The organism is Pedobacter sp. R-06, from assembly GCF_049913135.1.
GTDB lineage: Bacteria > Bacteroidota > Bacteroidia > Sphingobacteriales > Sphingobacteriaceae > Pedobacter.
Genome location: NZ_CP183977.1, coordinates 3,170,084 through 3,184,238, shown reverse-complemented (window position 1 = coordinate 3,184,238; position 14,155 = coordinate 3,170,084). Strand labels below are relative to the sequence as shown.

12 protein-coding genes are annotated in these 14,155 nt (G+C 40.4%); 5 read left to right on the top strand and 7 right to left on the bottom strand.

Annotation, left to right across the window (positions count from 1 at the left end; translation table 11 throughout):
* Window positions 1-171: 171 nt before the first annotated feature.
* Genes ACN9MR_RS13090 through ACN9MR_RS13080 form a run of 3 tightly spaced genes read right to left on the bottom strand, consistent with a single transcriptional unit; the run spans window position 172 to window position 3,407 of the window.
* On the bottom strand, window positions 172-894 hold the full coding sequence (locus tag ACN9MR_RS13090) for a DUF2290 domain-containing protein (RefSeq protein ID WP_426330110.1): 723 nt from the start codon (window positions 892-894) through the stop codon (window positions 172-174).
* Complete coding sequence (locus tag ACN9MR_RS13085; protein WP_426330109.1) at window positions 894-3,056, bottom strand: DEAD/DEAH box helicase; 2,163 nt, start codon at window positions 3,054-3,056, stop codon at window positions 894-896. Before ACN9MR_RS13085 ends, ACN9MR_RS13090 begins: the two co-directional genes overlap by 1 nt.
* A 57-nt stretch (window positions 3,057-3,113) precedes the next feature.
* On the bottom strand, window positions 3,114-3,407 hold the full coding sequence (locus ACN9MR_RS13080; RefSeq protein WP_426330108.1) for a helix-turn-helix domain-containing protein: 294 nt from the start codon (window positions 3,405-3,407) through the stop codon (window positions 3,114-3,116).
* A gap of 869 nt (window positions 3,408-4,276) precedes the next feature.
* On the opposite strand from ACN9MR_RS13080, the gene ACN9MR_RS13075 reads away from it, so the two are divergent.
* From ACN9MR_RS13075 to ACN9MR_RS13065, 3 genes are read left to right on the top strand one after another with little or no spacing between them, the layout of a single operon-like run.
* Window positions 4,277-5,545, top strand: a complete 1,269-nt coding sequence (locus ACN9MR_RS13075; protein WP_426330107.1) for a TlpA family protein disulfide reductase — start codon at window positions 4,277-4,279, stop codon at window positions 5,543-5,545.
* 1 nt (window position 5,546) lies between these two features.
* Window positions 5,547-8,732 (top strand): SusC/RagA family TonB-linked outer membrane protein, encoded by a 3,186-nt coding sequence (locus tag ACN9MR_RS13070; protein ID WP_426330106.1) that lies wholly within the window; start codon window positions 5,547-5,549, stop codon window positions 8,730-8,732.
* A gap of 16 nt (window positions 8,733-8,748) precedes the next feature.
* On the top strand, window positions 8,749-10,107 hold the full coding sequence (locus ACN9MR_RS13065; protein WP_426330105.1) for a RagB/SusD family nutrient uptake outer membrane protein: 1,359 nt from the start codon (window positions 8,749-8,751) through the stop codon (window positions 10,105-10,107).
* Between the two features lie 49 nt (window positions 10,108-10,156).
* On the opposite strand, the gene ACN9MR_RS13060 is transcribed toward ACN9MR_RS13065, so the two are convergent.
* From ACN9MR_RS13060 to ACN9MR_RS13050, 3 genes are all read right to left on the bottom strand, one after another.
* A complete protein-coding gene (locus ACN9MR_RS13060; RefSeq protein ID WP_426330104.1) occupies window positions 10,157-10,468 on the bottom strand; it encodes a hypothetical protein in 312 nt (103 codons plus the stop codon).
* 119 nt (window positions 10,469-10,587) lie between these two features.
* On the bottom strand, window positions 10,588-11,025 hold the full coding sequence (locus ACN9MR_RS13055) for a MauE/DoxX family redox-associated membrane protein (RefSeq protein ID WP_426330103.1): 438 nt from the start codon (window positions 11,023-11,025) through the stop codon (window positions 10,588-10,590).
* A 132-nt stretch (window positions 11,026-11,157) separates the two neighbouring features.
* Window positions 11,158-11,736, bottom strand: a complete 579-nt coding sequence (locus tag ACN9MR_RS13050; protein WP_426330102.1) for a Crp/Fnr family transcriptional regulator — start codon at window positions 11,734-11,736, stop codon at window positions 11,158-11,160.
* 323 nt (window positions 11,737-12,059) lie between these two features.
* Between ACN9MR_RS13050 and ACN9MR_RS13045 the strand changes: the two genes are divergently transcribed.
* Window positions 12,060-12,293 carry a hypothetical protein gene (locus ACN9MR_RS13045; RefSeq protein ID WP_426330101.1) on the top strand — a complete coding sequence of 78 codons (234 nt, stop codon included), beginning with the start codon at window positions 12,060-12,062 and terminating at the stop codon, window positions 12,291-12,293.
* A 37-nt stretch (window positions 12,294-12,330) separates the two neighbouring features.
* On the opposite strand, the gene ACN9MR_RS13040 is transcribed toward ACN9MR_RS13045, so the two are convergent.
* Window positions 12,331-13,467, bottom strand: coding sequence for a hypothetical protein (locus tag ACN9MR_RS13040; protein WP_426330100.1), 1,137 nt, complete (start codon window positions 13,465-13,467; stop codon window positions 12,331-12,333).
* Window positions 13,468-13,850: 383 nt separating this feature from the next.
* Between ACN9MR_RS13040 and ACN9MR_RS13035 the strand changes: the two genes are divergently transcribed.
* The gene (locus tag ACN9MR_RS13035; RefSeq protein ID WP_426330099.1) at window positions 13,851-14,129 is read left to right on the top strand and encodes a helix-turn-helix domain-containing protein; all 279 of its coding nucleotides are present in this window, start codon (window positions 13,851-13,853) and stop codon (window positions 14,127-14,129) included.
* Window positions 14,130-14,155 lie beyond the last annotated feature (26 nt).

The window sequence follows — 14,155 nt, the reverse complement described above, 5'->3', positions numbered from 1 at the left end:
TTCAATACCCAGCCCCATGCTTGGGTATTTTAGTTACAATTATACCTACTGTTGTGCAACGGCCAGGCTATCCGCTCATACGCCCACAGGCCTTATCCTCGAGGCCGGTATCCGCTGTTATCCCTGTTGCGGGAAGGAGAAAATTACTTCTTTAAAATTGAATTCTAACTTTTATGAAAGGAATAGCTCACTGTTCTCGTCGTTAAGCCATTGATTTAGAGCTAGAGTGTAGCAGCCTAATTTTGAGCTACTGACTGTACTCTTTAAAGACGAACCGGGATTTGCGATTTGAAATTTCCAGGTTGAGTAATAAACATGCTTAATAACGAAAATACAGAAATTTATAGGGGTCAGGATTAATTTACAAGGTATTCTGATATCATTTTGGTGCCCGATATGCAGATGAGATATTGAATGTAGAGAAGGTCTGTAATTATGTGAGTCGAAATCATACCTGATAGAGGTTGATGAAGTATTCAGAGATTGTTCCCTCAGAAATTGCTGGTATTCCTCTTCAAAGGAATCTCCAAGATCTTCATCGGTTTCATCACTTAAATAGTTGATATCGCGTAAGTGCTGTAGAAACTCCGGATAAGTCTTATACTCTTGTGGGTTCTGGAAAAACGCAAACCTAATATGTGTAGTCTTGTTTGATGCATCAAACCCATAGGAAAATTGAAATATTGAATCATCATTGAGTAGGATATCGTAATCAAAATTCCTGATAGCACATTTGTAAAGGTCGAAATAACTCTTTTTCTGAGAGGCTGTCTTGAATTCTGGAGAAACATCATCCCGGTTGATGACCTTTACGCCTAAGGATTTAAAAAGTCCGATTTCGGACAATATCCGCTTGGATTCAACAATGGATGTATTGAACTTTGAAATGGACATTACTTTTTCTTTGGCTGGTTACTTTTGATAATATTATTGATGACCTCTTCCTTTGATATCCCCATTTCTTTGGCAATGTCTTCTGCAGCGCGTTCCATTCTGTTTAATGCAGATTGCTTTTTGCTGATATCTTGCCATATTGTTTTTACTTCCTCTTCACTTGGTTGGGTAAAGATTAACTCAAAGTTGTTTTTTTGTAGTGTGTTAAACTCCATTATGCACTGGGCCATATTGTCTTTCCCCGTACCAGTGATAGTCACCCATCCCTGAGCCCTTGTTATGGCCGTGAATAGCTTATTGCGTTCAGTAAGATCACTTCTATTTGTTCCCGAAAACACTATATCTGTTCCCATGATATACACGCTCCCAGCCTCGTTACCCTTGGCCCTGAATATCGTCGATAGGGTTACATGATCTTTGACTTTAAAAACAGTGGTATCGTTGGGGGCGTTGAGCAGGTTGAAAGGCTTTATCCCAAGAGCTACGAGATGATTTTCGAGTTCGTTGAAATAATTTTTGACGTTTACGTTATCAAGGCAGATCACCGAGATATCTTCAGGGTTTAGGCCATCTTTTATGTCATGGAAGATGAGCTCGCTGATCTTTTTACATTCTTGGTTAAAGTTCTCAAAATCATATATTTTTATGATCTCATCTGTGGTATCTAAAAGTTCATTCTTTAATAGAGGGCTGTTTTTGCTAGGCCTCTCGATTACCATTCTGTCTCCGATCTCAGAATTTCCTTCCCTGACATCAAACCCTAGGCTGTTCCAATGGTCGTTGCTTTCCAAGCGTTGAATGATCTGCACCTTGTTGTTCTCATCCATATTGTAAATGCCGAGTCCAAGTGCAAACGCAGCCACCAATATTTTTCTTGGGTTTCGGTAACACTTATGGAGTACCAAGTCCTGTAGTTCATCTTCCTTTTCTTCGAAATCTATATGCCATTTTCCCTCTTCGTCCTTACCGAAAGTATCTTTCTCGCTTTGTAGCTTTACGTGGAGTATATTTTGAAAATCATCATACGCCCATACGACCCTGTTCCGTTTTGTAAGCTGTCTACATACCCTGTAAAAGCTCGAAGGAAAGTCTTGGGCTTCATCTAATAGAGTGTAGTCATAAAAGTTTTCTAATTTTTGTTTATCGAGTTCCTCGCAGATATAATCAAATGGGTCTTTTTTTGTCCTACTTCTTGCTTCTGTAAAGTTTATTGGGGTTATATAGTTGGCATTGCAGGCATTATAATACACACCTTCAAGTCCTTTGCCGCCCCATGCATGCATAATGTGGATCTTCCGCCAGTCAGGGTCCTTGTCTGCAAATTGTCTGTAAAATCTGGTGATTAGCCTTTTTACGATATCATAAAGTGTTTTGGTATAGTAGGTATAAAGGATCTCTGCCTGATCGTTTTGCAGGTGGATCATGGCCGCTTTCATTGCGAGTATAATGGTTTTTCCTGAACCTGCAAGCCCGCGGATGCGCTGGGCACCGTCTAATGTAAAGAGAGCAGCTCGCTTCTGTTCTAGATCAAAATTGCATATTTCATTGTCTATCAATGTTAGTGTTTTTCCCTTACTAGACCCATTTTCTGAATCCGGATTTGTATTTCTTTCAACCGGCCTAGGAATTCCTTTGGACCCCTCAATTGTTGCTTTTAAATCATTGTAATTTTCTTCTGAAAGTGGATTTCTATCATATTTTAGGTACGTTTCTACCTCAATTTCAGATTTTACCACAACAAAGTCCTCAAATTCGATATCCCGCTTTTCTGTCTGGGTATAATTGTTCAAAAATACGATGGATTTGATGTTGATCTTCAGGTCTCGTCGTCCCTTACGCAATTTCGGCGCATCTTTAAGTATTTTTGCGAATATCAGTCGATCGATTTCATCGAGCTCATTGATAATATTTTCACGGTCGATATCAACTCTTTCTGAAAAATCAACGCATTTAAAGATAATTATGCCATAGTTCTGGCTACACAGGAGAAGATTTGCCGTGATTAATTTATCGTTTTCAGAATTTGGATAGAGAGGAAAGTGGTGATATATTGCCGATGGACCAATATCCTTTTTCTTATCAATGTTCAATAGAATCTCAACGAGGGCTTTGGCACTAGGTTCTTTGTTGAGGATGGTTTCATTGATATTTCTTTCGATCATTTTTTGTTGTGGTAAGTGGTTAACGGATAATAAATCGGGTGACATTATTTTTAACACCTACTTTTTGATTCTTCCAATTCTTTTTTCCATATCATATTTCTTCTGGGCTTCCTCAGCCTTTGACATTCCTTCTGGCCACTTGTTAGTTGGTATTAAAAGTTCTTGGATGTTCGATTTAGTAAGCTCCGCAATTCTATATAGGTTTTCTGGTTTAGGTTGAATTTCATTGTTGCACCACCTCGAAACAGTTTCGGGGTTGACTCCCATAAGTTCAGCTAGAACTTTATTATCGATACCTTTATCTTTCAAAACTGCTGCTATTCTATATATCCCTCTTTCGCCTTTACTCATTCTTTAAATGTTATACTCAAATATAATTAATTTAATTGCTTGCTAATCAGGTGTTTGTAACTTCTTATTGAATCAATTTATTGATTTAATAGATTATTTTATTGATTTATTAAATCATTTTATTATATTTGATTTCATTTTGTAACGATTAATGTTTGATTTAATAGGTCATGTAATTGATTTTATATGATATGATTTTATAATTTTGCGTTTACTTCAAAAAATAAAATATTGAAGCATTCGCTTCGAGTCTTGTTCTGGAAAACTAGCACTTTTAAAAGAACACAAGATAAGGAGCCGGAATGCCCATGCTAAGGCGTGGGCTCCCTTCTTATGCGTGTTCAGGGTGTGCTAGCCCTCCAGAGCGCTAAGTTGGGGACCACGCCTTATATATGGTTCTCGAGAGACTCGTAATTCCAACGAGTATGAGAAAACAAATAATTAAGCGGAATTTAAGCCTTTCCCTATTTAAGATAGGGGAGTGCTATATTGACGTCTTTTCTATACTCGATTTTCAGGTGCTGTTGCGCCTATCGTTGTTATCCTGTCCCTTTAATAGACTTTTTGCACTTAAGCCTAAAAACCCTGTGTAAAATTTGGTTCCCTGCTTCTCTGGTATTACAAAAACAGGTTCTTGATAATGATCTCAGGAAGTGGGTTTTTTTTTGCTTTTATTAACTAATCAACCACTAACATTCAGCGATAATTTCGATGTGGCTTTGCTATGCTCAAGATTTTGAGCGGTTTAAAGAAACTGTTGTCGGTTATTCCTGTCCCGCAAAGCAGATACGGCAGGCTTTAGTGCAGTTTAACACCTGCCTAAAGTTTTTAGAATAATCAAAAATTTATCAGCTGACTAACCAAACATTATGAAAAAAAATATTCTGACCGGCATTATGCTGGCTTTTTCTCTTTGCCTTTTTGCTCAGCAAAAAATAACTCCATTAAAGGTTGGAGATAAGGTCTCCGATGATTTCTGGGCCGTGACCCATAGGTATTTTAGAGGTGGAACTACCACTGATGCTAATCTATCATTCCTAAAGGGGAAATTTGTAATAATCGATTTTTGGGCCACATGGTGCGCCCCCTGTGTGCAGTCTTTTCCTGAACAGTCAAGACTGGCAGGAGAGTTCAAGGGAAAACTTGAGATTCTTAGGGTTACCAGGGAAAATGACGGGATCGTTACCGCTTTTAGTGCTGCCGCTAAAAATTCTTTGGGAAAAAGTTTGACCTCGGTTGTGTCCGACTCTTTGCTAAACGGGCTGTTCCCGCATAAGGTAATACCCTTTACCATCTGGATCGACGAGACAGGGACTGTCCAGAATATTACTGATGGAAGTGAACTGACTTCGGCCAATCTGAAACTTGCTTTTCAAAAGGTATTTACTGCACCTACTGCATATCCGATCACTCCGGGTGCCCCATTGTTTATGTACACCCATCCAAAGAATATGCTCGCTGTAAATATGCTCGTGAAGGGTAACATACCAGGTTTGGGCGCGGGGAACGAAGTCCGGGAAAACGAGATAAAGAAAGGCTATCTGATTAAAAACTCTACCCTTAGGTGGGTATACAGTTTTTTGGCGATGAAACAGTATAATTGGTTTTACGATCAGCGTATTCTATTGAATTTTAAGGATAAGGACGTTTTCAATAACAGGTATCTCCAACCGGATGACCTTTGGACTGTTGATTTCTGGATTCCAAAAAGGTATGGGGAAATGCTGCCGCGCCTGATGACCGATTATGTAAACGAAAATTCGGGATATACCGCGCATGCTGAAAAAGTAGATGCCGGATGTTATGTCTTATCCTATAAAGAAACGGCAGGTACGATGCCACTGAGGACGAGTGGGGGCAAGTCTATGAACCGCCTTTTTTATCCAGGTGGAAAAATGGTGAATCAGCCTATATTATATTTTATGGTTAAAGCTCTGGCAAAGTCATGGATGACTTTGCCCATTGTGGATGAGACCGGCATAGATTATAAGGTTGACATGGAGATTCCCGTATGTAATAATGTGGAAGAGCTTAATGATGTGCTGAAAAAATACGGGTTACTTCTTACACTTTCATCACGTAGGATGGAAATGCTGGTAATCGATAAAATTGATGGCGCTGATAATTTGGGTTTATAAGATGAGACAGTTATTGGTTGCAATATTTGCATTTATCACCTTGAACGGTTTTGCACAGGTTAGATCTAAACTGGTAATCCTTGATAGCGAAACAAGGGTGGCCCTTGCGAAGGCCAAAATATTGATTGATGGAAACAGTAACGTCTTTTATGCCGGCGAGGATGGAACTTTTTTTCTTCCTTCAGATAAAAGGGAGTTCAAGCTGAGTGTTTTCTTTGTTGGTTATGAAGTGGAACAGTTGTCAGTCACGGCACCGTTAACCTCTGATCTTAAGGTTTTCTTGCGCTCAGAAGCAAATGTTCTGGAGGATGTTCAGGTCAATACGGGATATCAACGGTTGTCAAAAGAGCGTTCGAATGGCTCTTTTACTGTCCTTGATAACAAGCTTTTAAACCAGCAGGTTGGGCGGAGCATACTGTCAAGGCTTGAATCGGTTTCATCAGGGCTTATTGCTGATAGATCTACTAGTTCATCTGGCAGGTTGATGATCAGGGGGATCAGCAGTATAAGAGGACCGAAGGAACCATTGATCGTCCTGGATAATTTCCCATATGAGGGTGATCTGAACAATATCAATCCGAATGATGTTGAAAGTGTTACTATTTTGAAGGATGCTGCTGCTGCAAGTATCTGGGGCAGTAGGGCTGGGAACGGCGTGGTGGTGATCACCACCAAAAGTGGTAAATACGGTGCAAAAACTGCTATAAGTGTAAATATGAACGCGGGTTATTCACCTAGGCCGGATTTAAGCCGTCTTCCACAGATGAGTTCTTCTGATTTCGTCGAAACCGAGATTTTTCTCTATGGAAAAGGTTTTTATAATTCGCAGATCAACAGTGCTACCCAAACCGCACTTACCCCGCTGATAGAGCTACTGCTTAAAAGGGACAATGGTTCCATATCGGGCGAGATTGCACAGCAGGAGATTGCAAGGTTAAAAAGCCTTGATGTCAGGAATGATTTCAGGGATTATGTCTATCGGAACATGTACAGTAACCAGTTGTCCCTCAGTCTTTCCGGTGGTGGCACAGCTTATAAATGGATCTCATCGGCTGGTTATGATAGAAGCGTCTCGGAACTTGATGCAAAATATAACAGGTTCAATTCAAGGACGCAGGTTGATTTTAAGCCGCTTAAAGATCTCGAACTGACTTCCGGCGTGTATTTTACTCACAGCGCTTCGATAACTGGCAGATCGGGCTATGGAAGCGTTTTATCTGTTAATCCGGCCCTTTATCCATATGCGGAGTTTGCTGATCAAAATGGAAGGGCTCTTCCTATTCCAAAAGGCAGAAGGATCAGCTATCTCAATTCATTAGCAAACGGTCTGTTAGGGGATTGGGCTTATTATCCCCTTGATGAATTTAAGCATACCCAGGGCAGAACGGAGCTTTCTGACCTGTTGTTGAATGCAGGGGTAAAGTACAAATTGCCACTTGGTTTTTCCCTGGATTTCAGTTACCAGTTTGAACGGCAGCAAAGTATGGGTAGGACCATCTATGATGCGCAGAGCTATTTTGCTCGAAATACCGTGAATGATTTTGCCCAGTTTGCCAATGGTACGGTACAGTATAAGGTGCCAAAAGGCGGTATCCTTGACAACGTGAACAATGTACTATTGGTTAATAATTTTAGGGGCCTACTTAAATATGGGCTGCAGAAAGGTGACCATGACCTGAGTGCTTTTGTAGGGGTGGAATCAAGGGATGCGGAAACTGATGGAATTACTTCACGGCTTTACGGCTTCAGGGACGATATCCTTACTTCAGGTACTGTTGATTATACGACACAGTACCCTTCTCTTTCAACTGGTAACAGTTCCTTTATCCTTGACCGTAATGGAGTAAGTAACACCATAACACGTTTTGTTTCGGTTTTTTCCAATGCAGCGTACAGTTATAAATCAAGGTATACCCTTACACTGAGTGGTCGCAGGGATGCCTCAAATCTTTTTGGGCTCAATACCAACAATAAATGGAACCCATTATGGTCGGCAGGGCTTGGCTGGAACATCGATAGGGAAGCGTTTTTTGGTGTTAAGTGGATTTCCCTACTGAAGCTGAGGGCAACTTATGGGGTATCCGGAAATATTGATCCGTCCATGACCGCTATCACTACTATTGCCTATGTCGGTACTAACCCCAACTTATCTGAACCCTATGCACGGTTTAATAATTATGCAAATCCTGATCTGAAATGGGAAAATATAACAATGATGAACCTGGGAGCAGATTTTTCATTATTGAACAGTAGGATTTCCGGTTCTGTTGAGTTTTTTCACAAAAAAGGAAAGGACCTCTTTGGAAATGCTCTACTGGATTACACTGGGGGTGTCGGAAACAGTATTTTAAAAAATGTTGCGGAAATGAGCGGTAATGGGGTTGAGATACAACTGAATTCAGTGAACGTGGACAGGGAATTAAGATGGACAACCAGTTTTAACTTTACCAAGTATGCAGACAGGATAGATAAGTATTTCCTTTTGAATATGCAGGGCAGTTCTTTTTTGGGAACAGCGAATAGTCCACCTGTCTCTGGTGTTATAGGGAATCCTGTATATTCTGTTTATGCGTACAAGTGGGGCGGACTGGATCCGATCAACGGAGATCCCATTGGAGTACTAAAAGGTCAGCCCAGTAAAAATTACAGTGAAATTGTTGGCGCCGGTACCCAACTGTCAGATCTGCGTTATTTTGGATCCGCTATACCGAGGGTCTTCGGTACTTTCGGGAACAGTTTCCGTTTTAGGGGACTGGAGATCAGTATTCAGATTAGCTATAAGCTTGATTATTTTTTTAAGCGTAATTCGATACAGTATGGAAATCTTTTCTCTACAGGTCTTGGACATTCGGACTTCGCACTTAGATGGACAAAACCCGGTGATGAGCTCAACACAAATGTTCCATCCCAAATCTATCCCAACGTAAGTGCAAGGGATAATTTTTACCGGAATGCGGAAGTGTTGGTTTCAAGGGGAGACCACATCAGACTTCAGTATGTCAATTTGAGTTATACCCCGCCGCTGAGATTTAAAAAGATTTCTAATCTGACAGTTTATGCGAATGTATCCAATCTAGGTATTATCTGGGCAGAAAACAAAGAAGGTCTTGATCCTGATTACGAGATCGGGGTAACAGCACTTGGTCCTTCCAAAATATTCTCGATTGGTCTAAGGGCTTCATTTTAAAGTTAATAGGTTTGTTATGAAAAATATATGTGTTATTGCGATATTGGTAGTATTATCACTTATCGGTTGTAAAAAATTCCTTGATGAAAAATCAGATAAAAAGCTGGCTGTCCCGGAGAATCTGGATGACCTTCAGGCATTGCTGAACAGCGAAAACCTGGTCAGCCTGGTTGATCCTTCGGCGGGAGAAATCAGTTCAGATGATTTTTATCTCACAGATGCTGATTTCAACAGCCTTTCACAGGACCGCGAAAGAAGACTTTACCTATGGCAAAAAGATCACCTCTTCGCCAATTCGTCTTCTCCAAATGATTGGCAGAACCTCTACAGCCTAGTCTATCTTGCCAATACGGTTATTGAGAATATCGCTAAGATCGAAAAGACCGGGCAGAATGCAACCAGATATAACAATATCCTTGGACAGGCGTATTTCCACAGGGGGAGGGCATATTATAGTATCCTTCACCTTTGGTCGGTAGCCTACAATTCCCAAACTGCAGGAAATGACCTTGGAATGGTCATTAGGGAATCAACGGATTTTAATATCCGATCTGAAAGATCCGATGTACAGACTGGATATGATTATATTCTCTCTGATCTGAACCGGGCATCGGCCCTTCTTCCACTTTTACCCCCGAGTCCGGTGAGACCGGCCAAGCAATCTGCTCTCGGCCTTTTGTCAAGAGTATACCTGGGTATGAGAAAATATGACCTGTCATTATTATACGCTGATTCATGTTTACGGATCAGTAATAACCTGCTTGATTACAATACGGTTAACTCCACAAAGACAGTTCCTTTCATTAGATTCAATAGTGAGGTTCTTTTTGATTGTTATAATGGAACTCCTGCGATATTGGGGAATACCCGCGCGAAGATCGTTCCTGAACTGTATAACAGTTACGCCGCAGACGATCTGAGGAAGATATTGTATTTTAGGAACAACAATAATGGAACCTATGGATGGCGAGGTAGCTATACAGGATCAACCGGCTTGTTTCCCGGTATTGCAATTGATGAGATTTTGCTGAACAGGGCTGAATGTTTAGCAAGAAAAGGGGAATTCCAGTTGGCGCTTAATGATCTTAACGCTTTATTGGTTAAGCGCTACAGGACCAATACTTTCAGTCCCTACACCTTGGAAAATGCAGGAGATATAAAGACACTTGTCCTAAACGAACGCAGGAAGGAGTTGACTATGAGGAATATCCGTTGGTCAGATCTGAAAAGGCTCAATATGGAAGGGGCAGATATTAATCTGAAAAGGTCTATTGCAGGAGTTACTTACAGCCTGGCGGCCAATGATCCCCGGTATGCCCTGGAGATTCCTGAGGATGTTGTAGCCCTAGGCAACATTACACCCAATAAAAGATAAAATACGAAAACCGTGGGCCTGGCCCACGGTTTTCGTAGCTCGGTTGGTTTTATTGCTCAGGAGACCTTCCAGTAGATATTGCTAAGATTTCTCCTGTACTTTTTCCCTCAAGGAATTCTTCCAGTGCTTCTGGGGTAGTCACCTCACTAGGAACCGTAATTACACAAGGGAAGCCACCAGGCGCACATAAGTCCGATGGAGTACTGGTATGGACATACTTTTCGAAATCCGTTGGATCATTGTCCCCATCAGGCTGATAGGCCCATTGTGTAGTGAACTTTGTAGTAAATGCACTTGTTGTAAATGTAAGACCGAACCCTAATACAAGGGCTACAAGGCCTAAGTTTAACTTTTTTAACATAACTTTTAGTTTAAGATTTCCCTTATCTGACGGGAAGGTTATTTCTGATCTGGTTGTCTTGGTCTTTCGATCGATTGGTTTAGACATATCGGAACGGACCAGGTTCCATTTTCGCTTATTTACTCTTTGTCACCTACCTCCCGCTTTAAGTGGATATATATGGTTAATAGGGTTATTGCTGTAAAAAATAGATTGAATAACAGATGCATTTTCCATCCCAGCAGTTTTAGTACCCCGCCACAGCTGCAGGGAACCTTATTGAAGTATCCTGCAAGGATTAGGATAATGTAGATCGTGAAGGATGCAATCAGTATTAGGGATAAAAAAAGGCCAATGAGCCTGCTTTTTACGAATGCCAATAGCAGAGCGGCAATGAGTTCTGAAACAGGTACAGCAAATAGAAGGAACGAGGTAAAGGCAACTGTAAATACCTGTTTATCCAGATCTGCCTGAAAGCCTTTCAGATCACCCAGTTTGCTTGCTGCTGTGGTTCCCCACAATAGGATCAGTAATATATAACCTGTTCTGTAGATGTTCTGAGATAATTTTATACCCATAATGTTTTTTTAGGTTTGTAGTGGTTAAACTTCCTACTTTAATGCTGATGTAAATTTCGCGCTGAACTTTTTTTTTAGGGTACATATATATTGCCCAATTAGAATTGAGATGTTATTTTCAGGTAATATTTATTACCTTTTTGCAGCTTTTGATCTTAAAAGGCTGAGAACCTTTGGATGGATCCCCAAAAAATTCGCAATATTCTTCAGTTCACAAAGGTTGAACAATTCTGGGTTGGTTTCCATCAACTGCTCGTAGCGCTGCAGTGTATCTAAATGGGCCAGGGCGGAGGAATGCTGTAGGATTTTTGAAATATGGCTTTGATATATTCTGGCCTCGAGTTCCCGGTACTCAGGGAAAAGTTTGAACAGGTTCGGAATATGCTTTTGTGGAAAGCTTAGTATTTTCGAATCCTCAAGAAATTCAACATATAATTCATCGGTGGCGTATTGCTGCAGTAGGGCCATATGGGGAAGAAAAACTTTCTTAAACCAGAAAATAATGGTTGTGTCTCCGTCTTCATTTCGTGAATAGATCCTAAGTGTCCCGGACTCGATGAAAATCAGTGTATCGAAGAGTTTGTCCGAGAGTTTAATTGTCTTTTTTCTTTTAAAATCATCCTCCTGGAGGATATAGTTCAGATAGGCCTTAAGTCCAATAGAAGGTTTTAAGTGGGCCTGCATTTTTTCAAAATAGATTTCTTTTTCCATGATCATTAGATTTTCTTATAAAGAAACAGGCTTTTAGAATTTTGTCAAGTTGCTGTTTTAGCAACCCCCAGCAACCATGGTCCATATTTGCGTTTTAATGGGACTTTGCTGGGAAAATCATTTATATTTGCACCATGTTGTAATAAATTACAATCAAAAATATTTGTAGCAATTGCTATTTGACTGTTTCAGAAAACCGCAAAACTTTGAACAACACAGGAAAAATAGATCGGTTGCCTGCGCTATGCGTGGGTGCCTGTTTATCTTGTGTTGTAGGTTCTTTGCGGTTCCTCTGAAACGGATGGCAGGCAACCCGCGTATTTATGGAATCTCCAAAGAAAGACCCGCTTGATTTTTTGAACCTGCCGATTGCAGAAGTTGCTCTGACGGAAAGTTTTATATTGAGAAGTAAACTGATGGGCTTTTTTACCCTAAATGATATCATCTCATCTGAACTCTTGACTTTGCACGAACGGGAAGATTATAGTGAACGTTGGTACTATGAATTTGTAAGTTTTCTCAAACTTCATAATCTGACCCATCTCTTAGAAACATAGGGGGATTTACGGACTTGATTGTTAAGCTTGTTAATTTCTATAGTTTTTCTTGAGCCATTACTAGCATATGGGTAATCTTTGATATTACCTTTTCAAGGTCATCGGCGGAGTTTCCATAGTAACTGTTCTTGAAGCTTTTTTCAGAGATCTTTGTTGTTTCCGGTGTGCTATAGTGCCTGGATGCATACTGATGTATTAGTCTAGGTTTATCAACGAGGATTATTCCTGTCTCAACCTGCAGATGGATAAAAATTGCCAATTGTCTTACCGTAAAACTTACACGGTAATTCTTTTCCATCAATCCACCTGAGGAAAGTTCCTCTGATAAAAAATCCAGCGACCTGATATATGAAATTTCGGATTTAATAAACCGGATTAATGCTTCTTTCACTCCTGGAAGTTTTGGTTCGTAAACTGAAACTGAAATAGGCTGTAGCTGTTCAATTTTCTTTAAAAGAAACTGTAAGGTATGGAACTGATCAGAGATATTTTCTACCAGTTCAATCTGTCCAAGGATAAAACCACAGCAAAAACTGTAAAAAACTGGATGGTTAAATTCCAGTGAAATAAGATCGGTTATCAATCCCAGCGGCTCAAGCTCTGTATCTGTTTCAATAATATCCAGAAGTACGGCCAGTGTATTTGTTAAATACTCCATCTTGGAAAAGGTTGTTTCAATCAGATTCGGATACTTTACCCAAAAGATCTCCTTTAGAAGTTCAGTGAGATCTTCAGGTAGCCCTTTTTTCTTCGTCGAGTCCAATAAGAACGTCAATTTGTGCCCATGCTTGATATTAAAATCATTTATCAGGTACTTTGGGACTTCTGAGTGGTTGTCAAAGTAATTGGGAAATGAACTTCTGATCTCATTTAGCAGTTCTAGGAGAAGTTTCTGGTATACTTTTAAGAGGTTAGCGTTTCCATTATCCGTACCGGGTTCCAAGAGTTGATCCTCGGTCCGTTTGAAAATATTGATTATTCCAATCTGGTGCTGATAGAGGTACGCCCTGGCAGTACCTGGTTCTGTACCTGCAATGTTGCTGTGAAGAGAGAGCAGGATACGGTTGCATTCACTTTCGAAATCCTGTTCAGTCCCACGATCAAAAGAGATAGGAGCTGTAGCCGTAGCGCATCTCCTGACCATTTCAGTTAAAGCGTAAAGTTCAAAATCCATGTGAGATTGTTGATTTTAGGTACAGAATTTAAGTCTTTGAATCTGCAAAAACCACGAAACTGCGTAAGGGGTGCTGTTTAGACCGTAAGACATTGTTTTGAGAACGTGAAAGATCCCGTTTGGATGGGGAATAGAAACATCTTTCTTGAAAATAAGGCCTTTAGGTGCCTGAAATTGATGGTTGCTGAATCTGGTAACCAGAGCGCAACTTGACATTTATTTCTGATAATATTTTATTTGCCTGGTATTAAGTGTTTTAAGGTGGTTCTGCAGAATGGTAGATCCGACATCAACGGATGTTGTACTGCTGTGCTTGCAATGTGTTCCCGCTCTTAATCAACTGTTGCGAAATAAGCTTAAATCTTACACTAAACGAAAACCCCATGAATAAGATCGACGCTCTTTTAGACATTCTGTCGAAGATACACCATATTTTGGTTCTTGTTTATAATAGCAAATACCATGGCAATCTCGTTTTTGAGGATGACCCTCAGATGGGACGTCAGCAGGTTAAGGATTATCTGGGGATCAGTGAGAGTACCTATAAAAGAAAAGTGAAAGAGGGGACGCTAAGGCCCCAGAAATCTCCCGGTGGTGATAGGTATTATAAGAGCCAGCTTTTGAACGAGTACCGGGAAAGTAAGCGTAGGGGGAGGGTATAACATATCGGGTTATCATTTGCTGCTAT

Excerpts from the sequence above, each read along its gene's own strand:
- ACN9MR_RS13090 (WP_426330110.1), bottom strand. The coding sequence starts at position 894 with ATGTCCATTTCAAAGTTCAATACATCCATTGTTGAATCCAAGCGGATA.
- ACN9MR_RS13085 (WP_426330109.1), bottom strand. The coding sequence starts at position 3,056 with ATGATCGAAAGAAATATCAATGAAACCATCCTCAACAAAGAACCTAGT.
- ACN9MR_RS13080 (WP_426330108.1), bottom strand. The coding sequence starts at position 3,407 with ATGAGTAAAGGCGAAAGAGGGATATATAGAATAGCAGCAGTTTTGAAA.
- ACN9MR_RS13075 (WP_426330107.1), top strand. The coding sequence starts at position 4,277 with ATGAAAAAAAATATTCTGACCGGCATTATGCTGGCTTTTTCTCTTTGC.
- ACN9MR_RS13070 (WP_426330106.1), top strand. The coding sequence starts at position 5,547 with ATGAGACAGTTATTGGTTGCAATATTTGCATTTATCACCTTGAACGGT.
- ACN9MR_RS13065 (WP_426330105.1), top strand. The coding sequence starts at position 8,749 with ATGAAAAATATATGTGTTATTGCGATATTGGTAGTATTATCACTTATC.
- ACN9MR_RS13060 (WP_426330104.1), bottom strand. The coding sequence starts at position 10,468 with ATGTTAAAAAAGTTAAACTTAGGCCTTGTAGCCCTTGTATTAGGGTTC.
- ACN9MR_RS13055 (WP_426330103.1), bottom strand. The coding sequence starts at position 11,025 with ATGGGTATAAAATTATCTCAGAACATCTACAGAACAGGTTATATATTA.
- ACN9MR_RS13050 (WP_426330102.1), bottom strand. The coding sequence starts at position 11,736 with ATGGAAAAAGAAATCTATTTTGAAAAAATGCAGGCCCACTTAAAACCT.
- ACN9MR_RS13045 (WP_426330101.1), top strand. The coding sequence starts at position 12,060 with ATGGAATCTCCAAAGAAAGACCCGCTTGATTTTTTGAACCTGCCGATT.
- ACN9MR_RS13040 (WP_426330100.1), bottom strand. The coding sequence starts at position 13,467 with ATGGATTTTGAACTTTACGCTTTAACTGAAATGGTCAGGAGATGCGCT.
- ACN9MR_RS13035 (WP_426330099.1), top strand. The coding sequence starts at position 13,851 with ATGAATAAGATCGACGCTCTTTTAGACATTCTGTCGAAGATACACCAT.